Annotated in this window: 27 protein-coding genes and 4 tRNA genes; 9 read left to right on the top strand and 22 right to left on the bottom strand. The window is 67.0% G+C overall.

Annotated elements, in window-relative coordinates:
* Positions 1-3 precede the first annotated feature (3 nt).
* Positions 4-1095, top strand: a complete 1092-nt coding sequence (locus P7B02_RS10460) for a sialidase family protein (RefSeq protein WP_277786288.1) — start codon at positions 4-6, stop codon at positions 1093-1095.
* Between the two features lie 205 nt (positions 1096-1300).
* On the opposite strand, the gene P7B02_RS10455 is transcribed toward P7B02_RS10460, so the two are convergent.
* The 11 genes from P7B02_RS10455 to P7B02_RS10405 form a co-directional block, all read right to left on the bottom strand.
* Entirely contained in the window at positions 1301-1828 is a 528-nt protein-coding gene (locus tag P7B02_RS10455) for a dihydrofolate reductase family protein (protein WP_277786287.1), read from the bottom strand.
* Positions 1829-1992: 164 nt separating this feature from the next.
* Positions 1993-2069 (bottom strand) — tRNA-Arg (locus P7B02_RS10450).
* Positions 2070-2113: 44 nt separating this feature from the next.
* Entirely contained in the window at positions 2114-2419 is a 306-nt protein-coding gene (locus P7B02_RS10445) for an ETC complex I subunit (RefSeq protein ID WP_277786286.1), read from the bottom strand.
* A 23-nt stretch (positions 2420-2442) separates the two neighbouring features.
* Positions 2443-2519: transfer RNA gene (locus P7B02_RS10440), tRNA-Pro, on the bottom strand.
* A 132-nt stretch (positions 2520-2651) separates the two neighbouring features.
* Complete coding sequence (locus P7B02_RS10435) at positions 2652-3293, bottom strand: cold-shock protein (RefSeq protein ID WP_277786285.1); 642 nt, start codon at positions 3291-3293, stop codon at positions 2652-2654.
* A 163-nt stretch (positions 3294-3456) separates the two neighbouring features.
* Positions 3457-3531: transfer RNA gene (locus tag P7B02_RS10430), tRNA-Glu, on the bottom strand.
* A 63-nt stretch (positions 3532-3594) separates the two neighbouring features.
* Entirely contained in the window at positions 3595-5409 is a 1815-nt protein-coding gene (gene recJ / locus P7B02_RS10425) for a single-stranded-DNA-specific exonuclease RecJ (RefSeq protein ID WP_277786284.1), read from the bottom strand.
* An 81-nt stretch (positions 5410-5490) separates the two neighbouring features.
* Positions 5491-6441 carry a class II fructose-bisphosphatase gene (gene glpX / locus P7B02_RS10420; RefSeq protein WP_277786283.1) on the bottom strand — a complete coding sequence of 317 codons (951 nt, stop codon included), beginning with the start codon at positions 6439-6441 and terminating at the stop codon, positions 5491-5493.
* A 53-nt stretch (positions 6442-6494) separates the two neighbouring features.
* Positions 6495-7784 (bottom strand): homoserine dehydrogenase, encoded by a 1290-nt coding sequence (locus tag P7B02_RS10415; protein ID WP_277786282.1) that lies wholly within the window; start codon positions 7782-7784, stop codon positions 6495-6497.
* 18 nt (positions 7785-7802) lie between these two features.
* Complete coding sequence (locus P7B02_RS10410) at positions 7803-9023, bottom strand: LL-diaminopimelate aminotransferase (protein WP_277786281.1); 1221 nt, start codon at positions 9021-9023, stop codon at positions 7803-7805.
* 119 nt (positions 9024-9142) lie between these two features.
* Positions 9143-9529, bottom strand: a complete 387-nt coding sequence (locus P7B02_RS10405; protein ID WP_277786280.1) for a hypothetical protein — start codon at positions 9527-9529, stop codon at positions 9143-9145.
* Positions 9530-9658: 129 nt separating this feature from the next.
* On the opposite strand from P7B02_RS10405, the gene phaC reads away from it, so the two are divergent.
* From phaC to P7B02_RS10385, 4 genes are all read left to right on the top strand, one after another.
* Entirely contained in the window at positions 9659-11608 is a 1950-nt protein-coding gene (gene phaC / locus P7B02_RS10400) for a class I poly(R)-hydroxyalkanoic acid synthase (RefSeq protein WP_277786279.1), read from the top strand.
* A gap of 153 nt (positions 11609-11761) precedes the next feature.
* Positions 11762-14002 (top strand): TonB-dependent receptor, encoded by a 2241-nt coding sequence (locus P7B02_RS10395; protein ID WP_277786278.1) that lies wholly within the window; start codon positions 11762-11764, stop codon positions 14000-14002.
* Positions 13999-14574 (top strand): hypothetical protein, encoded by a 576-nt coding sequence (locus P7B02_RS10390; protein WP_277786277.1) that lies wholly within the window; start codon positions 13999-14001, stop codon positions 14572-14574. The genes P7B02_RS10395 and P7B02_RS10390 overlap by 4 nt, the downstream gene beginning before the upstream one ends.
* Entirely contained in the window at positions 14575-16080 is a 1506-nt protein-coding gene (locus tag P7B02_RS10385; RefSeq protein WP_277786276.1) for a PepSY-associated TM helix domain-containing protein, read from the top strand.
* On the opposite strand, the gene argC is transcribed toward P7B02_RS10385, so the two are convergent.
* The 3 genes from argC to rplM form a co-directional block, all read right to left on the bottom strand.
* Positions 16077-17024, bottom strand: coding sequence for an N-acetyl-gamma-glutamyl-phosphate reductase (argC, locus tag P7B02_RS10380; protein ID WP_277786275.1), 948 nt, complete (start codon positions 17022-17024; stop codon positions 16077-16079). The two genes, P7B02_RS10385 and argC, sit on opposite strands and share 4 nt — an antisense overlap.
* 92 nt (positions 17025-17116) lie before the next feature.
* Entirely contained in the window at positions 17117-17590 is a 474-nt protein-coding gene (gene rpsI / locus P7B02_RS10375) for a 30S ribosomal protein S9 (protein ID WP_277786274.1), read from the bottom strand.
* Between the two features lie 3 nt (positions 17591-17593).
* A complete protein-coding gene (gene rplM / locus P7B02_RS10370; protein ID WP_277786273.1) occupies positions 17594-18067 on the bottom strand; it encodes a 50S ribosomal protein L13 in 474 nt (157 codons plus the stop codon).
* Positions 18068-18307: 240 nt separating this feature from the next.
* On the opposite strand from rplM, the gene P7B02_RS10365 reads away from it, so the two are divergent.
* Positions 18308-19693, top strand: a complete 1386-nt coding sequence (locus tag P7B02_RS10365) for an alkaline phosphatase PhoX (protein ID WP_277786272.1) — start codon at positions 18308-18310, stop codon at positions 19691-19693.
* On the opposite strand, the gene P7B02_RS10360 is transcribed toward P7B02_RS10365, so the two are convergent.
* Positions 19690-20721 carry a COX15/CtaA family protein gene (locus tag P7B02_RS10360; RefSeq protein WP_277786271.1) on the bottom strand — a complete coding sequence of 344 codons (1032 nt, stop codon included), beginning with the start codon at positions 20719-20721 and terminating at the stop codon, positions 19690-19692. The two genes, P7B02_RS10365 and P7B02_RS10360, sit on opposite strands and share 4 nt — an antisense overlap.
* Positions 20722-20891: 170 nt before the next feature.
* Between P7B02_RS10360 and P7B02_RS10355 the strand changes: the two genes are divergently transcribed.
* Positions 20892-21140, top strand: coding sequence for a GlsB/YeaQ/YmgE family stress response membrane protein (locus P7B02_RS10355; protein WP_277786270.1), 249 nt, complete (start codon positions 20892-20894; stop codon positions 21138-21140).
* Positions 21137-21346, top strand: coding sequence for a DUF2842 domain-containing protein (locus P7B02_RS10350; protein ID WP_277786269.1), 210 nt, complete (start codon positions 21137-21139; stop codon positions 21344-21346). Before P7B02_RS10355 ends, P7B02_RS10350 begins: the two co-directional genes overlap by 4 nt.
* Before the next feature lie 20 nt (positions 21347-21366).
* Here P7B02_RS10350 and P7B02_RS10345 read toward each other — a convergent pair.
* From P7B02_RS10345 to P7B02_RS10315, 7 genes are all read right to left on the bottom strand, one after another.
* Positions 21367-21443: transfer RNA gene (locus P7B02_RS10345), tRNA-Pro, on the bottom strand.
* A 200-nt stretch (positions 21444-21643) separates the two neighbouring features.
* The gene (locus tag P7B02_RS10340; RefSeq protein WP_277786268.1) at positions 21644-22048 is read right to left on the bottom strand and encodes a MerR family transcriptional regulator; all 405 of its coding nucleotides are present in this window, start codon (positions 22046-22048) and stop codon (positions 21644-21646) included.
* Positions 22049-22058: 10 nt separating this feature from the next.
* Complete coding sequence (locus tag P7B02_RS10335) at positions 22059-22361, bottom strand: integration host factor subunit alpha (protein ID WP_277786267.1); 303 nt, start codon at positions 22359-22361, stop codon at positions 22059-22061.
* Positions 22362-22450: 89 nt separating this feature from the next.
* A complete protein-coding gene (locus P7B02_RS10330) occupies positions 22451-23419 on the bottom strand; it encodes a beta-ketoacyl-ACP synthase III (protein WP_277786266.1) in 969 nt (322 codons plus the stop codon).
* Positions 23420-23427: 8 nt separating this feature from the next.
* A complete protein-coding gene (gene plsX, locus P7B02_RS10325) occupies positions 23428-24495 on the bottom strand; it encodes a phosphate acyltransferase PlsX (RefSeq protein ID WP_277786265.1) in 1068 nt (355 codons plus the stop codon).
* A gap of 95 nt (positions 24496-24590) precedes the next feature.
* Positions 24591-25118: a DUF177 domain-containing protein gene (locus P7B02_RS10320; protein ID WP_277786264.1), complete on the bottom strand. Its 528-nt coding sequence runs from the start codon at positions 25116-25118 to the stop codon at positions 24591-24593.
* Positions 25115-25639, bottom strand: a complete 525-nt coding sequence (locus tag P7B02_RS10315; protein ID WP_277786263.1) for a ubiquinol-cytochrome C chaperone family protein — start codon at positions 25637-25639, stop codon at positions 25115-25117. The genes P7B02_RS10320 and P7B02_RS10315 overlap by 4 nt, the downstream gene beginning before the upstream one ends.
* A 99-nt stretch (positions 25640-25738) precedes the next feature.
* On the opposite strand from P7B02_RS10315, the gene P7B02_RS10310 reads away from it, so the two are divergent.
* On the top strand, positions 25739-26227 hold the full coding sequence (locus tag P7B02_RS10310) for an outer membrane protein assembly factor BamE (RefSeq protein WP_277786262.1): 489 nt from the start codon (positions 25739-25741) through the stop codon (positions 26225-26227).
* Positions 26228-26274: the final 47 nt, after the last annotated feature.

The following is a 26274-nucleotide window of genomic DNA, read 5'->3' as shown; positions in this document are numbered from 1 at the left end:
GCCATGACGACCCGCCTGCTGGCCTCTCTGGGCGCCGCCGCCTTCTTGATCGTCGCCCCTTCGGCGAGCATCGCGGCGCCCTCCTCCCCCGCGATCGTGGTGCAGGAGTTCGTCTATACGAACGCCCCCTACCCGCAGTCGCACGCCTCCACGATCGTGGAGACGACGGCCGGCACGATCGCCGCGTCGTGGTTCGGCGGGACGCACGAACGCAACCCTGACGTCGGCATCTGGTTCGCGCGGCATGTGGACGGCAAATGGCAGGAGGCGGTCGAGGTCGCCAATGGCGTCCAGCCTGACGGCACGCGGCAGCCGACCTGGAATCCCGTGCTGTTCCAGCCGCCGGGCGGCGACCTGCACCTGTTCTACAAGGTCGGCCCCAGCCCCCAGGCCTGGTGGGGCATGGTGATGACGTCAGCCGACGACGGCCGCACCTGGACGAAGCCCAAGCGCCTGCCCGACGGCATCCTCGGCCCGATCAAGAACAAGCCCGTGGTCCTGGCTGACGGCGCCTGGCTGTCGCCCGTCAGCGTCGAACTGCGCGAGGGCGTCACCCTGGCCGACGGCGGCGGCTGGGACCTCTATTTCGAGCGCAGCGAGGATCAGGGCCGCACCTGGACCAAGACGCCGCTGGTCCCCTCTCCCCTGAAGATCGACGCCATCCAGTCCAGCATCCTCTTCCATCCCGAAGGCGTGCTGGAGGCGGTGGCCCGCACCCGTCAGGGCGCCCTGGCCCAGACCTGGTCCAAGGACGGCGGCAAGACCTGGAGCCCCCTCGCCACGATCAACCTGCCCAACCCCAATTCCGGCACCGACGCGGTGACCCTGGCTGATGGGCGGCAGCTGCTGGTGTACAACCACACGGGCCACCTGCCGGCCACGCCGGGCAAGGGTCTGCGCTATCCGATCAATGTGGCGATATCCAAGGACGGGATAAGCTGGCGCGAAGTGCTGACCTTGGAGAGCGAGCCCAAGCCCGACGGCTATGCCTATCCCGCCGTCATCCAGGCCAGGAACGGAAAGGTCCACATCACCTACACCTACAACCGCCGCGGCATCCGCCACGTGGTCCTGGACCCGACGAAGATCGAGTAGCGCAAGCCGCCGAACGGGCGCGCAGAGCCGATCCCGCGGCGCAAGCGGCCGAGATGAGCAGCGCCGGAATCGCCTTCGCCCCGATAGCCGTCAGCAGCCGGCCGTCGAAGGTGATCGGAGAACACCTCAGCGATCAGCGGGCCGATGGCGCTGATCGGCGCATCGAAACGCCTGCCGCCGGCGCGGCCTGTGAGGCGCCGACGCCTCAGGCCGGAACGTAGGTCAGCTTAATCACGTCCTCGATCCGTTCATTCGCCACAAGGCGAAGCGGAGATCGTGGGCCGGCGAAGTAAGGCGTGCCGTGGCCCAGCACGACCGGATGCAGGTAGATGCAATATTCGTCGATCAGGCCAAGCTCGGTCAGGCTCCGGGCCAGATCCGGACCAGCGACCTCGATCACCCCGTCGCGCTCAGCCTTCAACCTGCGCACCGCGCTCTCAAGATCGCCCTGCAGCAGGGTGGCGTTTGGACCGACGGATTTCAGAGTGCGGGACACGACCCACTTCGGCTGTTTCCGCCACGCTTCAGCGAAGGCGCGCTCATCCGCGCTCCACTCCGGGTGTTCGTCGTCCCAGTAGCTCATGATCTCGTAGATCTTGCGTCCATACAGACTGCCCGCCGACCTTTGAGCCTGCTCGACGAAATGACGGAAGAGTATTGGGCCGGGCCCGAACGCCATGTGATCGACGTAACCGTCCAGCGACTGGTTCATCCCGAACACGAGCTTGGCCATGCCGATCTCCTGCCTTGAGCGCCGCGCGCATCCGGTTGCGTTGCGCAACCAGCCTCAAGCTAGATCGACTGATTTCAGATCGCAATCAGTTTTCAGTGCGCGTGAAGCAACGCTGGCGGCGGCTTTCGACGCCAACTCTAGAGATTTGAAACGATTGGGGAGTTTGGCGCCCCCGGCAGGATTCGAACCTGCGACCGTCTGCTTAGAAGGCAGATGCTCTATCCAGCTGAGCTACGGGAGCCGCGCAGGCAGGATGCGGACACAAGGCGGCCGCATCCAGGAAAATCAATGCGTCCAGGGAAACTTGCGGTTGGACGCGAAATTGTCGGCGTAGGCCTTGATGATCCGCTTCGGAGTCTTCGGCTCGAACAGCTGGAAGGCCACGCCGTGCTTCTGGGCGTAGGCCACGGCCTCGTCACGGGTCTCGAACTTCAAGCGAACCTGACCGTCCATGTCGGTCGACTGGGTCCAGCCCATCAGCGGATCAGCCTTTCTCGCCGAGGCGGGGGCGAACTCCAGCACCCAATCCTTGGTCTTGGCCTTGCCCGACTGCATGGCGGTCTTGGCGGGGCGGAAGATGCGCGCGAGCATTGAACTAGTCTCCGTCTTCCCGATGGTCGGGGCGGCAGGATTCGAACCTGCGACCCTCTGCTCCCAAAACAGATGCGCTACCAGGCTGCGCCACACCCCGACATCGGTGGGCGCGTTCTTGCCACGCACCGGACTGCGCCGCAAACGAAACGCCTAGTTCCCGTGTGGAAATTTTGCGATGCGCGAAAACGCGCGGCCGTCGTCGGCCGCGCGCCAGCATCAGAAGGTAGGATCAGGCGTAGCCCGAGCCCTCGATCTCGGCGACCACAAGGCCCTTCGGCCCCTCGGCGAACCGGACCATGACGTCGTCGCCAGGCTGGAGATCCTCCAGCCCGCTGCGGCGCAGGGTCTCGATATGCACGAAGATGTCGCCCGGCTCGCCGTCGCGAACGACGAAACCATAGCCCTTGGTGCGGTTGAACCACTTCACCTTGGCCCGCTCCAGCGGCCCGCGCGGACCGGCCGGACGACGCGGCGGCGCGGACGAAAAGCCCCCGCTGCGGCCGCGGTCATAGCCGTCTCCACGATCGCGACGGACTCCACCCCCGTGGCCGCCTTGATCGTCGAAAGGCCGGCGCGGACGCTCTTGAGCCGGGGTGGCGGTGCTTTCGTCCAGGTCGACGACCTCGGACACCTGCCAACCCTTGGGCCGCTTGATGACGTCGCAGACGATCATCGAACCTTCCGGCGCCGATTCACGGCCGCTGTTGCGCAATGAAGTGATGTGCAGAAGCACGTCGCGCAGCCCGGTCTGGCCGGGATCATCGGGAACGATGAAACCGTACCCCTTGCCTGCGTCGAACCACTTGATCTTCCCGCTGATGCGCACGGCTTCTTCGTGCGCCCCAGCCCCCTCGAAATCAAAACCAGACATTCGCCCCTCTGGCCTGTCCCCAAAGCCCTCCTTGGACAGGCGCGCAGGGAAACAGTGTTATCGACGGCAGGCGACCGTCAACCAGATTTGGCGCAATTTGGCCCTAATGTTTCTGAGGCGTGACATTTCGACGCGAAAGCGCGCATCGAAATCGAGGGCCTCGTGGCACTCCCTAGGGGAATCGAACCCCTCTTCCCAGATTGAAAATCTGGTGTCCTAACCGATAGACGAAGGGAGCGCGGCGAGGAGCCGGGGATATAGCCGCCTCATTTTTGAGGCGCAACCCCCTATTCCAGAAAATTCAGGCCATCCGGATGCGGGGGTCGTAGGCGTCCTCGATCTCCAGCTGGACGCCCTCTCGACCCATGTAATCATCGGGCTTCAGGCGTCCGGCCACGTGCAGCGAGCCTTCGCCGGACAGCAGCCGTCGCCCCAGCTCCGTATCCTCGCAGCGCCAGGCGACAGCCTTCAGCTTGGCGCCGTTCGAGTCCACCAGGATGCAGCGCAGATGCCCGCCCCGCATGGCCATGGGACGATCCACTCGCACGCCGGAAAGAGCGAACATCGGCTCCGGATTGCCCGGCCCGAAAGGCGCCAGCGCCTGGAACTCGTTCAGCAACGCCCGGTCGGCCGCGCCCGGCCGGATCAGGGCGTCTATCTCCAGGGGCTCGTCACCGGCGGCCTCGCGCTCGGCCGCCAGCTTCTCTTCCAAAAAGGCGCGCAGTTCGGGGATCTGGGCCGGACGCATGGTCAGACCTGCCGCCATGGCGTGGCCTCCGCCAGCCATCAGCAGACCGGCCTCGTAGGCGGCCTGGATCGCCTTGCCCAGATTCATGCCGGGCTGCGAACGCCCCGAGCCCTTGCCCACATCCGCGGCGCGATCGACGCCGATCACCACCACGGGCTTGCGATACCGCTCGCGCAGCCGCCCGGCGACGATGCCGATGACGCCCGGATGCCAATCGTCGCCCGCCACCACGATCACCGGCGCGTCCGGGTCGAAGTTGCTGTCACGCTCGATGACCAGAACGGCCTGGTCAATGACCTCCCGCTCCACGTCCTTGCGCTCTGCGTTCAGGGCGTCGAGTTCGGCCGCCAGGGCAGCAGCCTCGATCGGATCGTCCGTGGACAGCAGACGCGTCCCCAGATCGGAGCGCCCGATGCGCCCGCCGGCGTTGATGCGCGGCCCCAGGATGAAGCCGGCGTGGAAGGTCGTGGCCGGGCCGGTCCCCTTGGCCACTTCCAACAGCGCCTTCAGCCCCGGATTGGCCCAGCCGGACATGATCCGCAGGCCTTGCGCCGTCAGGGCGCGGTTGAAGCCGACAAGCTGGGTCACGTCACAGACGGCGCCGAGCGCCGCCAGATCCAGCCATTGGCGGATGTCAGGCTCCGCCCGATCGGCGAACAGGCCGCGCTTGCGCGCCTCGCGGTTCAGGGCCGCCAGCAGGACGAAGGTCACCCCCGCTGCAGCCAACACCCCCTGCCCCGACACGCAGCCGGGACGGTTCGGATTGACCACGGCCGCCGCCTTGGGCGGGTCCTCGCGCATCAGGTGATGGTCGATCACCACCACCTCCAGCCCGATCTCGGCGGCGCAGTTGATGGCGTCATAGGCGGCCGCGCCGCAATCCACGGTGACCACCAGCTCTGCGCCCTCCTCCCGCAAGCGGCGGAAAGCGGCAGGGCTCGGGCCATAGCCCTCGGTCATGCGATCGGGGACATAGATGGCCAGTTCGCGGCCCATGGCCCGGAACCAGCGGACGAGCTGAGCGGCGCTGCTGGCGCCGTCCACGTCATAGTCGGCGAACACCACGGTGCGCCGGCCATCCTGCACCGCATCGATCAGGATCTCCGCCGCGCGGTCCATGTCGGTGAAGCAGGAGGGATCGGGAAACAACGCCTTCAGCGTCGGCGACAGGAAGCTGTCCAGGGTGTCGACACCCACGCCCCGCGCAGCGATCGCCCGCGCCAACGGTTCGGAGAGACCCAGCTTCAGTTGATGGGAGCGCGCGGCGGCAGAGTCCGCCGGACGCTCGCGCCAGACACGTCCGGTCAGCGACCGCGTGACGCCCAGGAAGGCGTCGGCCGGAGCCAGCACCTCTGCCGCCTCACCCATGGCTGGAGCCTGCCTGTCCGGAAGGAATCATCCAGACAGGATAGGCCTGCTCGCCCCGCAAGTGGAGTGCGCGAAAAGCGCTCAGGCTTTCCGCTTCATGCGCACTTCGCGCACCTCGCCGGTGGCGGAGTCCATCACCAGGGTATGCGTGTGGACCATGCCTTGCCGGAAGGTGACCCCGTCCAGCAGCGCGCCATCCGTCACGCCGGTGGCGGCGAAGATGGCGTCGGCGCGGACGATCTCATGCAGATCGTACTTCTTCTCCAGGTCGGTGATGCCCCACCGCGCGGCGCGGGAGCGCTCGTCGGCGTTGCGGAACATCAGACGTCCCTGGAACTGGCCGCCCACGCACTTCAGCGCCGCGCAGGCCAGAACGCCTTCCGGCGCGCCGCCCTGCCCGATGTACAGATCCACGCCCGTGTCCGGATCGGCGGTGTTGATGACGCCCGCCACGTCGCCGTCGGTGATCAGATAGATCCGCGCGCCGACGCCGCGCACGCTGGCGATGATCTCCGCATGGCGCGGACGGTCCAGAACGCAGACGGTGATCTGGCTCGGATCGACGCCCTTGGCCTTGGCCACCGCCTTGACGTTCTCGGCGGGCGAGGCGTCCAGGTCGATCACGCCGGCCGGCAGGCCCGGCCCGCAGGCGATCTTATCCATATAGGTGTCGGGCGCGTTCAACAGCGTGCCCTTCGGCGCCCAGGCCATCACGGCCAAGGCGTTCGGCATGGCCTTGGCGGCCAGGGTCGTGCCTTCCAGCGGGTCCAGGGCGATATCCACCGCCGGGCCGCCGCGGCCCACCTTCTCGCCAATATACAGCATGGGCGCTTCGTCGCGCTCGCCCTCGCCGATGACGATCTCGCCGTCGATATTCAGTTCGTTCAGCGCATTGCGCATGGCGTCGACAGCGGCCTGGTCAGCAGCCTTTTCGTCACCCCGCCCGACCATGCCCCAGGAGGCGATGGCCGCCGCTTCCGTCACATGAACCGCATCCAACACAAGATTGCGGTCCAGAGGATTGGAACTCATAGAAAGACGCCTCCTGCCCTGCGTGGGCCGCCTTCCGCCTATCCTGGCGGTTTCTAGATGCGCGCGATGCGCAAGTGGCGCGGTCGCTCTAGCACAGCCGGCAGCTTTTCGATGCGGTTAATCGCTTCCGTAACGGAAGCCTCCGACGCCGCATGGCTGATGAGCACGATGGGAACCCCGCCTGCATCTTCCACGGGCTTTTGCAGGAAGCTGTCGATGGACACGCCGCACTCGGCCAGGGTTTCCGAAACGGCCGCGATGACGCCCGGCTGGTCCTTCACCAGGATGCGCACGTAGGCCTTCTCGAAGCGGTGGCCGGCATCGACAGCCGCGAACGGCTCCAGCGTTCCAGCCGGAGCCTGGAACACCGGCCGCACCGCGCCGGTCATCACATCGGCGATGTCGGCGGCCACGGCGGCGGCGGTCGGCCCCGCCCCGGCGCCCGGCCCTTGCAGGAAGATGCGGCCGATGCGCGAGCCTTCCAGGAAAAGGGCGTTCAGCGCGCCATTGGCCTGGGCCATCGGGTGGCTCAGCGGCGTCAGGGACGGATGTACGCGAACCGACACGCCCTCCTCGCCCTTCTCCACCGAGGCGATCAGCTTGATGCGGTAGCCCAGATCCTTGGCCAGACGGATGTCGAGCAGATCGACCTTGTCGATGCCCTCGATCTCGGCGGCGGCGAAGTTCGGCGCGCAGCCGAACGCCAGGGCCGCCAGGATGGTGATCTTGTGGCCGGCGTCGAAGCCGCCCACGTCCATGGTCGGATCCGCCTCGGCGTAGCCCAGGCGCTGGGCCTCGGCTAGGACGTCGGCGAAGGTCCGGCCCGCGGCCTCCATCTCGGTCAGGATGTAGTTGCAGGTGCCGTTGAGGATGCCGGCGATGCTCTTCAGCTCCTCGCCGACCAAAGCCTCGCGGACCATCTTCACGGCCGGCACGCCGCCCATCACCGCCGCCTCGAACAGCAGCGGCACGTTGTTGGCCTCGGCCAGAGCGGCGAGCTCCGCGCCGTGCTCCGCGATCAGGGCCTTGTTGGCGGTGACGACCGGCTTGCCGGCCTTCAGCGCCGTCTCGACAGCGGCCTTGGCCGGGCCGTCGGAGCCGCCGACCAGCTCGACGAACACGTCGATGTCCGGCGAGCCCGCCAGGGCCACCGGATCGTCGAACCAGGTCAGGCTGGAGATATCGACCGGACGCGGACGGGTGCGCGAACGCGCCGACACCGCCGTGACCACGGCCTTGCCGGCCGCCGGGGCGTAGCCCGGCTTGTCGTTGAGGAATTGCAGCAGGCCCGCGCCAACGGTGCCCAGGCCCGCGACGCCGACGCGCCAGGTCTTGTCAGTCATGTGGTCCCCTAACAGGCCTTACTGAGCGGCCATGGCGTTGTGCGCCCGCCCCAGGATTTCGTCCGAGTTCCCGAGGAACTTCTTCACGTTGCGCGCCGCTTGGCGGATGCGGTGTTCATTCTCCACCAGACCGATGCGCACATAGCCTTCGCCGTACTCGCCGAAGCCGACGCCGGGAGCCACGGCGACGCCGGCCTCCTCGATCAGCAGCTTGGAGAACAGCATGGAGCCCGCTTCGCGATACTGCTCGGGGATCTTGGCCCAGGCGAACATCGAGGCCGGCGGGCTCGGGATGTCCCAGCCGGCGCGCTTCATGGACGACACCAGGGTGTCACGGCGGCCCTTGTAGATGGCGCGGATCTCATCGACGCAGTCCTGCGGCCCGTTCAGGGCGGCGGCGGCGGCCACCTGGATCGGCGTGAAGGCGCCGTAGTCGAGATACGACTTCACCCGCGCCAGCGCCGCGCAGATGCGGGCGTTGCCGACCACCATGCCCACGCGCCAGCCGGCCATAGCGTAGGTCTTGGACAGGCTGTTGACCTCAACCGCGATGTCCTTGGCGCCGTCCACCTGCAGCACCGACGGCGGCGGGTTGTTGTCGAAATAGATTTCGCCATAGGCCACGTCGGAGATCACGAGCAGGTCGTGCTTCTTCGCCAGGGCCACCGCGTCCTTGTAGAAGTCCAGGTCCACCCACTGTGCCGTCGGGTTCGACGGATAGGACAGGATCAGCACGCTGGGCGGCGGCGCGGAGTGCTTCACCGCACGGCTGACGCCCGCCAGATATTCCTCCGGCGAAAGCGCGGGCACGTGGCGGATCACCCCGCCGGCCATGATGAAGCCGAAGGCGTGGATCGGATAGGCCGGGTTCGGGCAGATGATCACGTCGCCAGGCGCCGTCAGGGCGTTGGCCAGGTTAGCGAAGCCTTCCTTGGAGCCCAGGGTGGCGATGACCTCGGTGTTCGGGTCCAGCTTCACCCCGAAACGGCGGCCGTAATAGTTGGCCATTGCCTTGCGCAGGCCCGGGATGCCCTTGGAGGCCGAATAGCGGCCGGCCTTGGGATCAGCGGTGGTCTCGACCAGCTTGTCGACGATGTGTCTCGGCGTCGGCATGTCGGGATTGCCCATGCCGAAGTCGATGATGTCAGTGCCCTCGGCGCGCAGGCGCGCCTTGATCTTGTTCACCTCCTCGAACACGTACGGCGGGAGGCGGCGGATACGGTGGAAATCGGTCGTCATGAAGAGCTCGATGCGCCTTCTTGGCGCGGCAGGAGCGGAAGTCGCGCATGGATATACCCCACGCAGGGCATAGCCAAGCAGGTTGCGAGAAGATTTTGCCTCCGCCGATGCGCCGGCGATCAGCGCGGGGTCGGAGGCGGGGTAGCTCGCTCGCGTGCTGCGCGCACGAAGGCTGCCGTATCGGCAGGCGTGGTGACGGCCGGCGGCGGAGTCGCGGCGCGACGGCCCGAGGCGGCATAGGTCTCGGTTTCCTTCAGGGTGAAGGTTTCCGGAGCGGTCTGAGCCGCGACACGACGGCCCGCGGCTTCGGAGTCCTGAACGGCGGCGCGCCATTCGCCCGCGCCGCGGACGTCGGTCGGCGGCTTGGGAATGTCGGCCACGTTGGGATACTCGCCCGGCTCGGCGGCGACCCGCGCGGCTTCCTGCGCCAGGGGCGAGGACGCGCTGGTGACCTTGGGCATGGCGCAGCCAGTGAGGCTCGCCAGCACCGCGATGCCTGCGGTCACCCGAATCGTCTGGTCAAAAATCCGCTTTGCGCCGTTCATATCGTCTTCGCTCTTATGCGATGATCGTAACGAACGAAAGGGCGTGTGCGTTCGGTTGAGGCTGAAAGCACCGCGACGGGAGAAACGACCATGGCCGACGACGCTCCGGCGCGCAAAACCGCTAAACCCAAGACGGCCCCGAAAACGAGCAAGCCCAAGGCCGCGTCCGCCAAGCCGCAGGCCGAGGCCCCCAAGGTCGAAGCGCCGAAGGTGGAGATCCCGCCTATCGGCGAAAGCCCCGCCGCGGACTTCTACAGCCTGATGACGCCCGAACAGCGCAAGGCGCTGGAGACCCTGTCCTTAAATCTGGCCAAAGCGGCCATGACCGCCCAAGGCGCCATCGCCGAGGCGGCCCTGCGCCAGGCTGACCGCCCCGCCGCGCTCAGCCCCGACCCGTTCCATGTGGCCCCGGCCCTCACCGAGGTCATGGGCCGCCTGGCCGCACAGCCCGACCGCGTGATGCGCGCCCAGGCCGACCTTTTCACCCAATATCTCGAACTGTGGCGCAACGCCGCCCAGCGCATGGCCGGCGAGCCCGCCGAACCGGTCGTCGCCCCGGCCAAGGGCGACAAGCGCTTCAACGATCCCGACTGGTCCGAGCACCCGATGTTCGACCTGATGAAGCAGTCCTATCTGCTCAGCGCCAACTGGCTGAACAGCCTGGTGTCCGGGGTCGAAGACGTGGACCCCGCCGCCAAGCGCCGGGTCGAGTTCTTCACCAAGATGCTGACCGACGCCTTCTCGCCGTCGAACTTCCTGTTCTCCAACCCGGCCGCCATGCGTGCGGCTGTCGAGACCCAAGGCGAGAGCCTGGTGCGCGGCATGGAGAACTTCGCCGCCGACCTGGAGCGCGGCGGCGGTCAGCTGGCCATCAGCCAGACCGATCTGGAGAAGTTCAAGGTCGGCGTGAACGTCGCCACCGCCCCGGGCAAGGTCGTCTATCAGAACGACATCCTGCAGCTTCTGCAGTTCTCGCCCACGACCGAGCAGGTTCACGAGATCCCGCTGCTGATCTTCCCGCCGTGGATCAACAAGTACTACATCCTCGACCTGCGGCCCGAGAACTCGATGATCCGCTGGCTGACGGCGCAGGGCTTCACCGTCTTCGTCGCCTCCTGGGTCAATCCAGACGCAACCCTCGCGGCCAAGACCTTCGAGGACTACTTGTTCGAGGGCGTCTATGACGCCAGCGCCCAGGCCATGAAGCAGTGCGGCGTCGACCGCATCAACACCGTCGGATACTGCATCGGCGGCACGCTGTTGGCCTGCGCCCTCGCCCACATGGCGGCCAAGAACGACAAGCGGATCAACTCCGCCACCTTCTTCGCCGCCCAGGCCGATTTCGCCGAGGCCGGCGACCTGCTGCTGTTCACCGACGAGGCCTGGCTGAAGGAGATCGAGGCGCGGATGGACGCCGACGGCGGCTTCCTGTCCAGCCAGTCCATGGCCGACACCTTCAACGCCCTGCGCGGCAACGACCTGATCTGGTCGTTCTTCGTCAGCAATTACCTGCTGGGCAAGGAGCCCAAGCCCTTCGACTTGCTGTTCTGGAACGCCGACCAGACCCGCATGCCCAAGGCCCTGCACCTGTTCTATCTGCGCAACTTCTACCAGCGTAACGCCCTCGCCCGCGGCGAGCTGGAGATGGGCGGCGAGAGGCTGGACCTGTCGAAGGTCGAGACGCCGATCTACGTGCAGTCCTCGAAAGAGGACCACATCGCCCCCTTCCGCAGCGTCTATCGCGGGGCCCGCTGCTATGGCGGCCCGACCACCTTCACCATGGCGGGCTCGGGCCATATCGCCGGGGTGATCAACCACCCGGACGCCAACAAGTACCAGCACTGGACCAACAGCCACCTGCCCGGCGCGGTGGACGGCTGGATCGCCGAGGCGCAGGAGCATCCAGGCTCCTGGTGGCCGCACTGGGCGGCCTGGCTGAAGGAACGTTCAGGCCGCCTGATCCCGGCCCGCGACCCCGCCAAGGGCCCGCTGGCTCCGATCGAGGACGCCCCTGGTTCATATGTACAGGTGCGCAGCTAAGGCCGCTCCATAAGGAATATGTCGGCTTTACGGCACGCCAGTTGCGAATGCGATTGACTCTCAATATTGGCCGCCGTTATCGACCCCCGATCAGCTTTCCGGGGGTTACCTATGCGTTTTGGTTATCTTGCGAGCGCCTGCGGCGCGGCCCTGATGGCCGCCTCTGTCGCCATCGCCGCCGAGGACGCGCCAGCGCCTGACACGACGGTCGAAGGCATCATCATCACGGGCGAGAAGTTCGACCGCTCGTTGCAGGAGACCACCACCAGCGTCGGCGTCATCACCGCCAAGCGCACGGAACAGGAAGCCATCCAATCCCTCTGGGAGATGTACGAACGCACCGCCAACATGTCCGAGACCTACGGACATAGCGGCTTCACCATCCGCGGCATCGCGAGCCAGGGCGTGTCCGGCGGCGGCGACGCGGCCTTGGCGACCATCTACATGGATGGCGCCCCCCTGCCCTCGACCATCAGCTTCGCCGGCCCGACCGACTCCTGGGATGTGAAGCAGGTCGAGATTTTCCGCGGCCCCCAATCGACCCTGCAGGGCCTGAACGCCCTGGCCGGCGCCGTAGTGATCCGCAGCCAGGAGCCGACCTCCGACTGGGACATGCGCGCCCGGGCCATCGTCGCCGATCCGGATGAAACCGCTTTCGCGTTCGCCGGCGGCGGGCCGATCATCGCCGACCAACTGGCGTTCCGTATCGCCGCTGAGAAACGCGACACCGACGGCTATATCCACAACGTCACCCGCGACGCGCCGGAAGACCCGATCGACACCTTCAACCTGCGCGCCCAGCTTCTGCTGCGCCCCACGGAGATCGAGGGTTTCGAGGCCCGCCTGGGCTACACTCGCTTCGTCCGCGACGGCGGCTATCCCTTCGGCTACGCCAGCACCACCACGCCGAACTACATGGAGGACCGCGTCTCGTTCAACGAGATCGCCAACGCCTCCAAGGTCGACGCCAATGTGGTGACCCTGGAGCTCTCGCAGGAGCTCGGCGCGGGTCTCACCCTGTCCAGCATCAGCTCCTGGAACAGCGTCGACCAGTTCAACAGCTATGACGGCGACGGCACGGCCCGGCGCATCGGCTACGGCTTCAACCAGTACGACTACGAGACCCTGACCCAGGAGCTTCGCCTGAACTACGAGGGCGAGCGGATCAGCGGCCTGATCGGCGCCTTCTATTACGATCGCGATCAGCTCGTGACCTCAGGAAGCCTCGCCAACGTCACCACGCCGGTCCCGACCATCTCCGCCCTGCTTCAGAGCAGCGGTCTGCCCGCCGCCACCGCCAATCAGCTGGCGAACCTGTACGCCCTGCAACTCCCTGTCGTGCCGGTGCAGTACGCCGCCCGCCAACCGATGGACGTGACCACCCACGCGATCTTCGGCGACGGCGAGTGGCGGGTCACGGACCGCCTCTCCCTCGTCGCCGGTTTCCGTTGGGATCACGAAAAGAACCGGACCAACGTCGATCAGACCGCCGTTTTCGCCGGGACCTATCCCAACCCCGCCGCCTTCGGCGCGCCGGGCACGCCGCTCTATCTGGCGGTGATGGGCATCAACGCCGGCGTCGCGAACCTTGTGGCCCAGGCTGGCTCCGCCACGCCGCAGGCAGAGCGCAAGTTCGACGCCTTCCTGCCGAAGGCCGGTCTGCGTTACGAGCTGACCCCGGACATGACCGCCGGCTTCGTGGTCCAACGCGGCTACCGCTCGGGCGGATCGAGCATCAACACCGCGCGCTCGCAGTCCTTCTCCTACGACCCGGAGTACACCTGGAACTATGAGGCGTCCCTGCGCTCGGCCTGGCTGGACGGTCGCCTGACGGTCAACGCCAACGCCTACTACATCGACTGGTCGGACCAGCAGGTGGCGGTGAACTTCGGCCTCAACGACTTCGACAGCCACACCGTCAACGCCGGCAAGTCGCACCTCTACGGCTTTGAGATCGAGACGGCGCACAAGGTCAGCGAAGCCTTCGACTGGTACGGCTCGGTCGGCTACTCCAAGACCAAGTTCGACGAGTTCCTCACCACCCTCGACGGCGAGGCCAGCGACCTGAGCGGGTCGGAATTCGCCTATGCCCCCCGCTGGACGCTTGCCGTGGGAGGCAACTACCGCTGGGCCTCCGGCTTCGTCGCCAACCTGAACGCCAACTATCGCGACAAGGCCTTTGTCAGCACGGGCTTCGCCCAGGACAACGCGCAGATCAAGTCGCGCACCCTGCTGAACGGCCGCGTGGGTTACGAGACGGACCATTGGGGCGCCTATCTCTACGGCAAGAACCTGTTCGACGTCGGCTACGTCACCTACGGCCGTCCGACCACGGGTCAGGCCGTTCTCGGCGACCCGCGCGTTCTTGGCCTCATGCTGCAGACCCGTTGGTGAGCCCGCACCTCGCCACCGCCGTCATGGCGGCGCCGCTGCTGGCAGGCGGCGGCGTCATGGCTTGGCTTCTCCGTCGCGCCTGGGGGGATCGCTCGGCCAGGCGGCCGATGTGGATCATCGCTGGCTGGGCGGCCGTGGCCGCGACGAGCATCGTCGGAGCCGTGGTTCTCGGCCCGGTGCGAGGCGTGTTCATCGCCTGGACCCTGATCTCGGTGTCAGCGCTGGCCCTCGTCGCCCGCAACGTCCAGATCCGCGCCTCCCGTCAGCGGGGGGAAAGGAGCCTGGCGCCAGAGCCCTCCGATCGGACGTCGCGTGCCTGGCGCGGCTGGCTGCGGGCGCTTCTGGCCGGCCCGATCGGCCTGGCCGCCGCCATGGGCGTGGCGGTCTGCTTCGCCGTCTGGGCGCCGCTTGAGGATCAGACCCGCATCGTGCTGGGCGGCGTGACCGTCCCCATCCTGTGGGGCGGCGCCATGGCCTGGACTCTGGCCGACGACCGCATTCTGCGCGCCACCGCCGTCCTGGTCGGGACAGCCGTCGTCACCTTCGCCGCCGCTGTCCTCAAGGGGTTCTAGATGTCCGACGCGCCCCGCAAGGCCGGCAAACCGATCTGGCCGAAGATACCCGCCGCCTTCGTGCGCGCGGTCCTGGCCGGCCACTCGTCCCTCGGCCTGGCGTTCGCCGCCCTGATCTACCTCGTCTGCTTCTCCGGCTCGGTGGCCGTCTTCGCGCGCGAGTTCCAGCGCTGGGAGACCCCTCGCGCGGCGCCCATGCGAAATGTGTCGCCGGAAGCGGTTCAGACCGCCGCCTACGCCGCCATCGCCAAGGTCCACGAAGTCGAGCACGTCTATATCAACCTGCCACGTCGGGACCTGCCGCGCCTTGTCCTGACCGTGGACGGCGAGGGCCCCAACCGCACCTTCTTCGCTGACGCCGACGGCCGCCTCATCGACACGCCGGACCCGGTCTGGACCAACTTCATGATGAAGCTGCACGCCGACCTGCACCTGCCCAGAACCATTGGCGACTTCCTGGTCGGCATGGTCGGGGTTGCTTTGCTGTCGTCGCTGATCTCTGGCGTCCTGGCGCATCCGCGCATCTTCAAGGACGCCTTCCATCTGCGCTGGGGCGGCTCGAAGCGTCTGCAGGAGGCGGATCTGCACAACCGCCTGGGCGTCTGGGCCATGCCTTTCCACGTCCTCGTATCGACGACCGGCGCCCTGCTCGGCCTGACGACGATCATCGTCGGCGCCCTGGCCCTGGCGGTGTTCCAGGGCGACATGGACAAGGCCTACGCCCTGTTCCTGCCGCCGCACCCGAAGGACGATCCCCGCCCCGCCATCACCCAGCCCCTCATCGTCAAGGCGATGGAGGAGAGCATCAAGCGCGCTCCCGGCGGCCGTCTGGCCTATGTGGGTCTGGAGCACCCCCTGGAGCGCGGCGCGGGCATCACCGTGCTGGTGAACCATCCCAAGCTGATGGCGGACTCTGACAGCTTCGCCTTCGACGGCCAGGCCCGCCTGCTTGAGGCGGAGCATCTGTCCAAGGCCAATCTCGGCGAAAAGATTCTCGGCTCGGTCAGCGTCCTGCATTTCGGCTGGTTCGGCGGCGGGGCGGTGAAGATCGCTTACGGCCTGCTCGGCCTGGCGCTGTGCGCCGTCACCTCCAGCGGCGTCGCCATCTGGCTGGCTCGCCGTCGCGACAAGGGACGTCCTGCGCCACGCTGGGAGCGCCTGTGGATCGCGGCGGTTTGGAGCCAGCCCCTGGCCTTCGCGGGCTCCGGCCTTGTCGTCCTGCTGCCGATGGTCCCCGCCTCGCCCGCCGTGGCGATCGGCTCGTGGCTGGGTCTGACCATCGTCGTCGGCCTGATGACGGCGTGGATCAGCGCGGACGCTCTGTCTCGTGGACTTCGCTTGGGTTCAGGCGCGCTGATGCTGGCGGTCGCGGCCCTGTGGATCGCTCGTCACGCCGCGGCGGCCGTCGATCCCATGGGATGGATCATGACCGCGGCCATCGCCGCTCTGGGGGCGGCGCTGATCCTCACCGTCGGCCTGAAGAAGACGAAGGCCGCGGCGGCCTAGAGCCCCGCCGCCTCGTCCAGGCCGAGCATGATGTTCAGGTTCTGGACGGCCGCGCCCGAGGCGCCCTTGCCCAGGTTGTCCAGCAGGGCCACCAGCCGTGCTTGGCCGCTGGTGTCGGAGCCGAACACGAACAGCTTCATGCGGTTGGTGTCGTTCAGGCCCTCGGGATCGAGGGTCTTCAGGCTCTTGGCCTCCTCCAGCGAGGCGACCTCCACGAACTGCTCGCCGGCATAGTGCTCGCTCAGCGCCTTGTGGATCGAAGCGAGGCTCGCGGCGCCCGGCAGCAGGCTCAGATGCAGCGGCACTTCGACCAACATGCCCTGGGCGTAGCGGCCCACAGCCGGGGCGAAGATCGGACGGGTGAACAGGCCGCCGTGCGTCTGGATCTCCGGCACGTGCTTGTGGCCCATGCCCATGGCGTAGATGCGGTAGGCGTCGTGCGTGTAGTTCTCCGACGAGGCGTCTTCGAACTCGGCGATCATCGCCTTGCCGCCGCCGGAATAGCCGGACACCGCGTTGATCGAGACCGGGTACTCGGCCGGCAGGATGTCGGCGCAGACCAGCGGCCGGATCAGGCCGATGGCGCCAGTGGGATAACAGCCGGGGTTCGACACCCGCTTGGAGGCGGCGATCTTCTTGCGCTGCTCCTTGGACATCTCGGCGAAGCCGTAGGTCCATCCCTCCGCCGTGCGGTAGGCGGTGGAGGCGTCGATGACCTTCACGTCGGGGTTCTGAATCAGCGACACGGCTTCCTTGGCCGCGTCGTCGGGCAGGCACAGGATCACTGCGTCAGCCCCGTTCAGCATCTCCGCCCGCGCGGCCGCGTCCTTGCGGCGCTCCGGGTCGATGGAGATCAGCTGGATGTCGGTGCGGCCGACCAGCCGCTCGCGGATCTGAAGGCCGGTGGTGCCGGCTTCGCCGTCGATGAAGACCTTGGGGGCCATATGCCCTCCCTGTCCGGAAATTCAGCCCAAAGAGAAAGGGCGCTCCGGTTTCCCGAAGCGCCCCATCCAAACGCGGATCGTCCGCGCGAGTTTTAGCGCTTCGAGAACTGGAAGCTGCGGCGGGCCTTGGCCTTGCCGTACTTCTTACGCTCGACGACGCGGCTGTCGCGGGTCAGGAAGCCGTGCGGCTTCAGGACGGCGCGCAGGGCCGGCTCGTAATAGGTCAGAGCCTTGGACAGGCCGTGACGCACCGCGCCGGCCTGGCCCGACAGGCCCGAACCGTTGACCGAGACGATGATGTCGAACTGGCCCAGGCGATCAGCGATCTGCAGGGGCTGGGCGATCATCATGCGCAGCACGGGGCGCGCGAAGTAGATCTCTTGGTCACGGCCGTTGATCGTGACCTTGCCGGTGCCCGGCTTGATCCAGACGCGGGCGACGGCGTTCTTGCGCTTGCCGGTGGCGTAAGCGCGGCCGTACTGGTCGATCTGCGGCTCGGCCGGAGCAGCAGCTTCCGGGTTGCTCGACAGGCTCGCCAGAGCCTCAAAGCCTTGCGTATCGGTCATGGCTTAGTTGCTCCGGGTGTTCTTGGCGTTCAGCGAGGCGAACGCGATCGTTTCGGGGCTTTGCGCCTCATGCGGGTGCTCGCCGGCGTTGTAGATGCGCAGGTGCGTCATCTGCTTGCGGGCCAGCGGGCTTTCCTTCGGCAGCATGCGCTCGACAGCCTTCTCCAGAACGCGTTCCGGGAAACGGCCAGCCAGTTGCTTTCCGGCGGTGATTTCCTTCACGCCGCCCGGGTGACCGGTGTGGCGGTAGTAGATCTTCTGGTCGAGCTTGCGGCCCGTGAACTTCACCTTGTCGGCGTTGATCACGACGACGAAGTCGCCGCAGTCGACGTGCGGGGTGTAGTCGGGGCGATGCTTGCCGCGAAGACGCATGGCGATGAACGAAGCCAGACGGCCGACAACGGCGTCCTGGGCGTCGACCACGATCCACTTCTTCTCGACCTCGGCGGGCTTCAGCGAAGCCGTGGTCTTTTGCATGGGACTGATCCGTAAAAAGCTTGGGGCCGAAAGCCCGCGGAAGCGGTCCCTCGACGTGAGGCGCGGCGAATACGCGAGGGTGCGCAAGCTGTCAACAAACTAATCACACAAACCCCGCGAAAGCCTTGTGGCGCAAGGATTTCAGCGTTGCGGTATCATAATACCATATCCACTGGAATTCCATGGCGCTGTCATGGTCGCTCGCTATAGGCTCTGCTCGTCGCAGCCTTCAGGACAGCCATGAAACTCTCCCGCCGCTCCGTTCTCGCCTCCGCCGCCGGCCTGGCTTTCGCGGGGGTCGCGATGCGGTCGGAGGTCTGGGCGGCGGACCCGATCCACAACCAAGTCCCCGGCTACGGCCCGCTTGTGGCCGACCCCGAGGGGATCTTCGACCTGCCGGCGGGCTTCTCCTACCAGGTCATCTCCCGCGCGGGAGAGACCATGAACGACGGCTTCCTGGTTCCGGGGAAGTTCGACGGCATGGGCTGCTTCTCCCTGGGCGGCGACCAGATCGCCCTGCTGCGCAATCACGAACTCAAGGCGGGCGACGTCTCCAAGGGCCCCTTCGGCAAGGACGGCCTGATGGCCGCCGCCTGCAACGAGGGCAAGGCCTATGATCACCGCGCCGACGGCCGCCCCCTGCCCGGCGGCGTCACTACGGTGGTCTATGACATCCGCACCCGCCAGACGGTCAGCCAGCACCTCAGCCTGGTGGGCACCAGCACCAACTGCGCCGGCGGCGTCACCCCATGGGGCTCGTGGCTGACCTGCGAGGAGAACACCGCCCGCGCCGGCGACGGCGGGACCAAGGACCACGGCTATGTGTTCGAGGTGCCGTCCGCCGGCCGCTGCCTGATCGACCCCAGGCCGCTGACGGCGCTTGGCCGCTTCCGACACGAGGCCGCCTGTGTCGATCCCCGGAGCGGCGTCGTCTATTTGACCGAGGATCAGGACGACAGCCTGTTCTACCGCTTCCTGCCCGTGGATCGCGCCGACCTGTCCAAGGGCGGCCGCCTCCAGGCCCTGGCTTTGGACGAGGCCGGCTTCGACACCCGCAACTGGAAGGCCGCCGCCCTGCCACAGGGTGAATGGCGCAATGTCCGCTGGATCGACATGACCGGCGTCGACAACCCGCATGACGACCTGAAGGACCGAGGCCACGCCGCCGGCGCCGCCCTCTTCGCCCGCGGCGAGGGCGTGTTCTTCGGCAAGGGCGAGCTCTATTTCACCTGCACCTCGGGCGGCGCGATCAAATCCGGCCAAGTCATGCGCTATGTGCCCAGCGAGCATGAGGGACAGCCGGGTGAGGCCGACGCCCCCGGCAAGCTGCAGATCTTCGTGGAAAGCACCGATCCCAAGGTTCTCGACTACGCCGACAACCTGGCGGTCGCGCCTTGGGGGCATCTGGTCCTTTGCGAAGACCGGTATTCACTGGCCAAGCGCAATCATCTCAAGGGCCTCACCCCCGACGGCAAGGCCTATGTGATTGGTCGTAATGTCTACGACGGCAATGCAGAACTCGCCGGCGCCTGCTTCTCCCCCGATGGCCAGACCCTGTTCGTGAACATCTATTCGCCGGGCCTGACCCTGGCGATCACCGGCCCTTGGGGCTCGTTCCGGGCCTAGACCCGACGAACTCGCCACGCCAGGGCCGTCGCCACCGCCAGCAGGGCGACGGCGCCAGCCTGGTGCAGCGCGCCCAGCCAAACCGGCACGCCGGCCATCAGCGTCGCCACGCCCAGGGCGGCCTGCAGCGTCACGACAACCGCCGCCGCCACACCCAGCGCCCGGGCTTCGGACGACAGCACCCGCACGCGCACGGCCATGACGCCCACGGCGATCCCCGCCACGAACAGGGCGTAGGCGAACAGGCGGTGATGCAGCTGAACCGCGCCCTGGCTGTGGGCCACCGTGTTCCAGAAGCTCGACCCGACATACTCAGCCGGGAAGAAGGAGCCGTTCATCAGCGGCCAGTCGTTATAGACCAGCCCCGCATCGCCCCCGGCCACCAGGGCGCCCAGCAGACACTGGAAGAACACCGCGCCCAGGAAGGCCAGCGACCATGGCCGCCACTTGCTACGGTCCTCCAGCCTCGGCGCGCCGGTCCAGGCGTCCAGGCCTGTCCACAGCAACATCACGAACAGCGCCAGCGCCAAGCCCAGGTGAACCGTCAGGCGCTCCGGCGCCACCGAAACCCGCTCCGATAGGCCGCTGGACACCATCCACCAACCCACGGCCCCTTGCAGGCCGCCCATGACGAACATCCCCCAGCAGCGCCAGATCAGGCGCTTGGGGATGTCACGACGAACCAGGAACACCACCAGCGGCACGGCAAAGGCCAGGCCGATCAGGCGGCCTAGCAGGCGGTGCGCCCACTCCCACCAGAAGATCGACTTGAAACTGTCGACCGTCATGTCCGGATTGACCAGCTTGTACTGCGGAATCTGCTGGTAGCCCGCGAACTCCCGCGCCCAGCCCTCTTCGGTCAGGGGCGGGATAGCGCCGGTGATCGGCTTCCACTGGGTGATCGAAAGGCCGGAATCGGTCAGGCGGGTGACGCCGCCCACCACCACCATGGCGAACACCAGGAAAGCGACGGACAGCAGCCAGATGGCCACCGGGCGGGAGCGGTCTGAACGCAGGAATGACGTCATCGCGGCGATGTCACGTCCATATTGGGCCTAAGTGAGGCAAGGCTTACTCGGCCCGCATGCCTAAGGGCTAAGCTCGTCTGCGTCCACCCCAACCCGCTGGCCTTGACCCGACCGGCCTTGACGGGGCGTTCCCCACGTGGCGCAACACGACCCTCAAAGGGAGGCCCCGCGTGCAGGGAGTCGACATCTTCAGCGCCGTGGTCATCGGCATCGTCGCCGGCCTCATCGCCGAACGGGTGTTGAACCGCCGTCTGGGCCTCTTCATGAATCTCATCGTGGGCGTCGTCGGATCCTTCGTCGGCGCCTTTCTCATCCGCTCGCTGCACATTCCGTTCAGCGGCTTCTACGGCAGCCTGATCGTCTCGACCTTCGGAGCGATCGTGCTGTTGGCCTTTCTCAGCCTGGCGCCCCGCAAATGAATCCCCGCATCCGCAAGGCCATCGGCGGCCTGGCCCTGATGGTCTTCCTGTTCTTCTACGTGGTCGCGGCCCTGGCGATCTTCGTCGTCCTGCCGGACAACCGCTTCGTCCACCTGATCTATTTCGTGGTGGTGGGACTGGGCTGGGGCGTGCCGATCATTCCCTTGCTCACCTGGATGGACAAGGGCCGCTTCGGCTTCAAGTAAGGGGGAGAAATCCTTCCCGATGGTCGGAGCGGCGGGATTCGAACCCACGACCCCTTGACCCCCAGTCAAGTGCGCTACCAGGCTGCGCTACGCTCCGACACGGGAAGGAGCGCCCTTATAGGCGCCGCTCCCCGGTCCCGCAATCGCCAATTTAGCTGCAAAGAAAGGGGCTGTGGAAAGCCTCCGCGTCCTTCGACTCGCCCGCTTGCGCGGACGGCTCAGGATGACGAATTCAACAGCCGTCCACGCTCATCATCCCGAGCGGGAGCGAAGCGACCTGTCGAAGGACGCAATGCGCTAGTGCTTGAGAAGCGCGTCCAGACGCGCCTTCACCGCGTTCAGGTCCTGCAGGGCGAAGCTCAGGCGATCGCGGCTTTCCACGCTCAGATCCACCGACTCGATGGCCGCGCCCTCCATGGGCGAGACGCCGCCGCCCTGCCCGGCTTCGAGCAGGCGCCGGACGCCCAGGTCCTTGTGCAGCTTCTGCACGCCCTTGATGGTGTAGCCCTCGTCGTGCAGCAGGGCGCGCACGCCGTTCAGCACGGCGATGTCCTGCGGCCGATAGAACCGACGTCCGCCGGCCCGCTTCATCGGGCGGATGAACGAGAACTTGGTCTCCCAGAAGCGCAGCACATGCTGGGGCACGCCCAGCTCGTCGGCGGCCTCGGAAATGGTGCGGAAGGCGTTGGGACCTTTCGCCACCGGCGTCGTCCTACTTCGCCAGGGCGCGTTCGACCCGCGCCTTCATGACCTGCGATGCGCGGAAGCCGATCACGCGGCGCGGCTCGATCTCGGCCGGCTCGCCCGTCTTCGGGTTGCGGCCCATGCGGGCGCGCTTGGAGCGGACCTGGAACACGCCGAAGCCGGACAGTTTGACCGTCTCGCCGTCTTCCAGGGCGTTCGCCACCAGGTCCAGGGTGCGTTCAACCAGACCCGCGCAATCCTGCCGGGTCAGGCCCACCTCTTCATGGACGGCTTCGCAAAGATCCGCCCGCGTCAAAGTCGCACCGTTCATGGAACTCGCCCCAAAACTCGACAATGACAGCCTGCATGCTGTGATTGTCGCGTCAAGTCAAAGGGTTCCAGCAGAAGCCTGACGCCTCTTTAGAGGCGCAGGACCACCGCGCCCCAGGTCAGACCGCCGCCCATGGCCTCCAGCAGCAGCAGATCGCCCTTCTTGATCCGCCCGTCGGCGATCCCGTGCGCCAGGGCCAGAGGGATCGACGCGGCGGAGGTGTTGGCGTGCTCCGCGACCGTGGAGATGACCTTGTGCTCCTCCAGCCCAAGGCGCCGCGCCACCCCTTCCAGGATGCGCTGATTGGCCTGGTGCGGGATGAACCAATCGACTTCCGGAATCTCCACGCCGGCCTTCTCGGCGGCCATGGTGATGGCTTCGGCGATGTTCACCACCGCATGGCGGAATACCTGGTTGCCCAGCATCCGCAGCTTGCCCACCGTGCCCGTGGTCGACACGCCGCCGTCCACATAGAGCAGGTCCTGCTTGGTCCCGTCCGCGCGCAGAGCGAAGCTCAGCATGCCGCGGTCGGCCTTGGTGCCCTCGCCCGCCTGGGGCTCGATCACCACCGCGCCGGCCCCGTCGCCGAACAGCACGCAGGTGCCGCGGTCGGTCCAGTCCATCAGGCGGCTCATCGTCTCCGCCCCGATCACCAGGGCGCACTTGGCGTTGCCGCGCGCGATGAAGCCGTCGGCCACGCTCATGGCGTAGACGAAGCCGGAGCACACCGCCTGCACGTCGAAGGCGATGCCCACGGGACAGCCCAGCTTGCGCTGGACGATGGTCGCCGTGGCCGGGAAGGTCAGGTCCGCCGTGGTCGTCGCCACGATGATCAGGTCGATGTCTTCCGGCGACTTGCCGGCGTCGGTCAGGGCCTTCTTCGCCGCCTCGACCGCCAGATCGGAGACAGCCTGCTCATCGGACGCCTTGTGGCGCTGGCGGATACCGGTCCGCTCGATGATCCATTCGTCGCTGGTGTCGACGATCTTGGCCAGATCGTCATTGGTCACGACGTGCTCGGGCAGATAGGCCCCGATGCCCGTCACCACGCTACGCATCACTTCAGTCACTCCGCAGCCCCTCCCTCGGGCTGAGACGCCGTCTCGCACTTCTCTTTGGCCGCCGTGAGGCGCTGCAGGTTCCGCTCGATCTCGGCCGAGAAGTCGCTGCGCGCCAGGTCCACCGCCACCCGAATGGCGGAGGCGAAGCCTTCCGCGTCCGCCCCGCCGTGGCTTTTCACGACAATGCCGTTCAGGCCCAGCAGCGGTCCGCCGTTGACCCGGCCCGGGTCGAGGCGGCGACGCATCTTCTTCAGCGCGCCCGAGGCGATCACCGCCCCCAGCATGGCCAGCGGCCCGCTCATGAAGGTGCTCTTGATCTCGTTCGAGAAGAACCGCGCCAGCCCCTCGGCGGTCTTCAACGCCACATTGCCGGTGAAGCCGTCGGTGACGACCACATCCACCGTGCCCTTGGCGATGTCCGTCCCCTCGACGAAGCCGTGATAGTCGAGGTCGAGGGTCATGTCCTTGAGCATGGCGTGCGCCTCGCGCACCTCGTCATGCCCCTTCTGGTCTTCCGAACCCACGTTCAGGATGCCGACGGTCGGCTTGGTCGAGCCGTGGACCGCGTGGTGGAAGGCCGCGCCCATGATCGCGAATTCGACCAATTGGTCGGCGTCGCTCTCCACATTGGCGCCCACGTCCAGCACCGCCGAGACGCCGCGCATGGTCGGCCAGCTGGCGACGATGGCCGGACGCTCCATGTCCGCCGCCATCCGCAGGATCAGCTTGGAGATGGCCATCAGGGCGCCGGTGTTGCCGGCCGAGACCGCCGCCCCCGCCTCACCCGCCCGAATCGCCTCGACGGCGTTCCACAGGCTGGTGCCCTTGCCCCGACGCAGGGCCTGGGCGGGCTTTTCATCCATGGCGATGGCGCGCTCGCTATGGCGCACCTCACTGACCGCGCGGGCCGCCGGGCACTTGCCGAGCTCGGCGTTCAGCGCCGTCTCGTCGCCATGCAGCAAGTATCGGACGCCGCTGATGCGGCCGGCGGCGATCGCCACGCCGGGAACAACCACGGACGGTCCGTGGTCGCCGCCCATGGCGTCGATGGAGATCACAAGATTTTGGGACAAGGCGCGCTCTGGCTCCCGGAAGTTGACCACGCGGATCAGCCGCAGCGATCAGATCGAAGCGGCTATAGCATGCGTGTTCGTATGTTTCGCCGGACTTATTCGTCCGCCTTCGGCTTCTGCAAGGACTTCAACGCAGCGAACGGCGACAGGTCCACCGGCTCCGGGGGCTGAACGAACTCCGCGCCTGGCTTGCGAGGAAACGGATCAAGCTCGAGCGACAGATGCTCGACCACATAGCCCGACACATCGACGGTTTCGGTCTCCAGCACGTCCGGCTGATCCTCAGCGTCGTGCTCGATGTCGATCTCCGGCGAATCGTCGGACGGCGCATTCGGGCTGCCGGGCGGCAGCAAGCGCACCATGAACTCCGCGTCGATCTTCGCCGGCAGGGATTCGGCCGAGACGCCGCAGGTCTGGACAACGTCCGCCTTCAGCCGCCCTTTCATCTCCGCCCCGTCCAGCCAGGCGGTCAGCTTCACCTTGGCTTCCAGCTTACCCACGGCCTCCAGGCCCAGGCTCTTGGCGATCTTCTTGCGCGACGCCTCGTCGGCCGCCAGCTCAAGGCTGACCGGCCCGCGCGAGACTTCGCCCAGGGTGACGGTCTTTGGCCACACGGCGGTCATGCGGCCTCCGGCCAACTGACGGTTCCGCCCAGCAGGGCGTCCGTCTCCTGCCCCGCCAGATGCTCGCGCACCTTCAGCAGATAGGCCGACAGGGCCGCGCCGCCATTGGCGGGCGCCACGGTGCGCTGCACCAGCGCCTCCAGGGGCGCACGGTCCGGCAGCGCCGCCAGAACCTCGTCCAGCCCCTTGAGGCGGCCGTAGAAGGCGGCCGCCAGCTTCTTCATCTTCTTGCCAACGGACAGGTCGCCCACGCCGATCTCGCGCAGGGCGTCATCCAGGCCGCGCACATAGGCGTCGAAGGTCGCTTGCGACACTTCAGCCGCCGTCTCGCCCTGCCCGCGCAGGCGCTCGACCACTAGCGCCACATGAAGGCTGTACAGCTCGAACCGCCCCTCAAGCGTGTCCGGCACGCCCATCACCGTATATAGATTGGGCGAGCGCGCCTGTTTGGCGGCCGAGTCGTAGAGACGCCGGCCGGCGATTTTGGCGGGGCTTGGCGGAAAGAACCGCTCCAGAAACATGCTTCGCCTCGTTTTCGCCCGCAGTCGGGCCCTAAAGCAGGCATTGAACTAAGCTCCCGCGGACGATAGGTCAAAGTCCGCACTGCCTTCGGAGTCCGAATGTCCCGTCCCGTCGCCATCGCCGCTCTCGCCGCCGCCCTTCTGGCTACGGGCGCGTGCACGCCGCTGACCGCTTATTCCGGCTTCCAGGCCGTGGAGGAGCAGCCCAAGGACGTGAAGGTCGGCGAGGACACCAAGTCCACCGTCATGGGCAAGCTGGGCTCGCCCTCGGCCACCAGCACCTTCGACAACAACACCTGGTACTACATGACCCAGGTGACCGACCGCGTGGCCTTCTATCGTCCGCGCGTGGTGAAGCGCGACGTGGTCGCCATCACCTTCGCCCAGGCTGACGAAAAGGTCGCCGGCGTGAAGACCTACACCCTGCGCGACGGCAAGGTCGTCAACTACGCCGACCGCGAGACCCCGACCCGCGGCCGCGAACTGACTGTGCTCGAACAGCTGCTCGGCAACGTCGGCCGCGGCGGCATGCTGCCCCGCGACGACCAGGACGGCGCTCCGGGCAACCGCCCCGGCGACCGCCGCTAAACGGGCCACGCCACAGAATCACGAAGGCCCCGCAGAGCAATCTGCGG

The sequence above is a fragment of the Caulobacter segnis genome, assembly GCF_029543125.1.
GTDB lineage: Bacteria > Pseudomonadota > Alphaproteobacteria > Caulobacterales > Caulobacteraceae > Caulobacter > Caulobacter segnis_D.
This window is presented reverse-complemented; position numbering and strand designations above follow the sequence as displayed.

Bases quoted from the DNA above. Each gene is read 5' to 3' on its own strand.
- rplM (WP_277786273.1), bottom strand. From the start codon at position 18,067: ATGCAAAAGACCACGGCTTCGCTGAAGCCCGCCGAGGTCGAGAAGAAG.
- P7B02_RS10360 (WP_277786271.1), bottom strand. From the start codon at position 20,721: ATGACGTCATTCCTGCGTTCAGACCGCTCCCGCCCGGTGGCCATCTGG.
- P7B02_RS10320 (WP_277786264.1), bottom strand. From the start codon at position 25,118: ATGACCGCCGTGTGGCCAAAGACCGTCACCCTGGGCGAAGTCTCGCGC.
- argC (WP_277786275.1), bottom strand. From the start codon at position 17,024: ATGGCCCCCAAGGTCTTCATCGACGGCGAAGCCGGCACCACCGGCCTT.
- recJ (WP_277786284.1), bottom strand. From the start codon at position 5,409: ATGGGTGAGGCGGCAGAGGTGCTGGCTCCGGCCGACGCCTTCCTGGGC.
- P7B02_RS10415 (WP_277786282.1), bottom strand. From the start codon at position 7,784: ATGACTGACAAGACCTGGCGCGTCGGCGTCGCGGGCCTGGGCACCGTT.
- rpsI (WP_277786274.1), bottom strand. From the start codon at position 17,590: ATGACCGATACGCAAGGCTTTGAGGCTCTGGCGAGCCTGTCGAGCAAC.
- P7B02_RS10460 (WP_277786288.1), top strand. From the start codon at position 4: ATGACGACCCGCCTGCTGGCCTCTCTGGGCGCCGCCGCCTTCTTGATC.
- P7B02_RS10455 (WP_277786287.1), bottom strand. From the start codon at position 1,828: ATGGCCAAGCTCGTGTTCGGGATGAACCAGTCGCTGGACGGTTACGTC.
- P7B02_RS10335 (WP_277786267.1), bottom strand. From the start codon at position 22,361: ATGAACGGTGCGACTTTGACGCGGGCGGATCTTTGCGAAGCCGTCCAT.
- P7B02_RS10350 (WP_277786269.1), top strand. From the start codon at position 21,137: ATGAATCCCCGCATCCGCAAGGCCATCGGCGGCCTGGCCCTGATGGTC.
- phaC (WP_277786279.1), top strand. From the start codon at position 9,659: ATGGCCGACGACGCTCCGGCGCGCAAAACCGCTAAACCCAAGACGGCC.
- P7B02_RS10315 (WP_277786263.1), bottom strand. From the start codon at position 25,639: ATGTTTCTGGAGCGGTTCTTTCCGCCAAGCCCCGCCAAAATCGCCGGC.
- P7B02_RS10365 (WP_277786272.1), top strand. From the start codon at position 18,308: ATGAAACTCTCCCGCCGCTCCGTTCTCGCCTCCGCCGCCGGCCTGGCT.
- P7B02_RS10330 (WP_277786266.1), bottom strand. From the start codon at position 23,419: ATGCGTAGCGTGGTGACGGGCATCGGGGCCTATCTGCCCGAGCACGTC.
- P7B02_RS10445 (WP_277786286.1), bottom strand. From the start codon at position 2,419: ATGCTCGCGCGCATCTTCCGCCCCGCCAAGACCGCCATGCAGTCGGGC.
- P7B02_RS10385 (WP_277786276.1), top strand. From the start codon at position 14,575: ATGTCCGACGCGCCCCGCAAGGCCGGCAAACCGATCTGGCCGAAGATA.
- P7B02_RS10395 (WP_277786278.1), top strand. From the start codon at position 11,762: ATGGCCGCCTCTGTCGCCATCGCCGCCGAGGACGCGCCAGCGCCTGAC.
- P7B02_RS10310 (WP_277786262.1), top strand. From the start codon at position 25,739: ATGTCCCGTCCCGTCGCCATCGCCGCTCTCGCCGCCGCCCTTCTGGCT.
- glpX (WP_277786283.1), bottom strand. From the start codon at position 6,441: ATGAGTTCCAATCCTCTGGACCGCAATCTTGTGTTGGATGCGGTTCAT.
- P7B02_RS10435 (WP_277786285.1), bottom strand. From the start codon at position 3,293: ATGTCTGGTTTTGATTTCGAGGGGGCTGGGGCGCACGAAGAAGCCGTG.
- P7B02_RS10410 (WP_277786281.1), bottom strand. From the start codon at position 9,023: ATGACGACCGATTTCCACCGTATCCGCCGCCTCCCGCCGTACGTGTTC.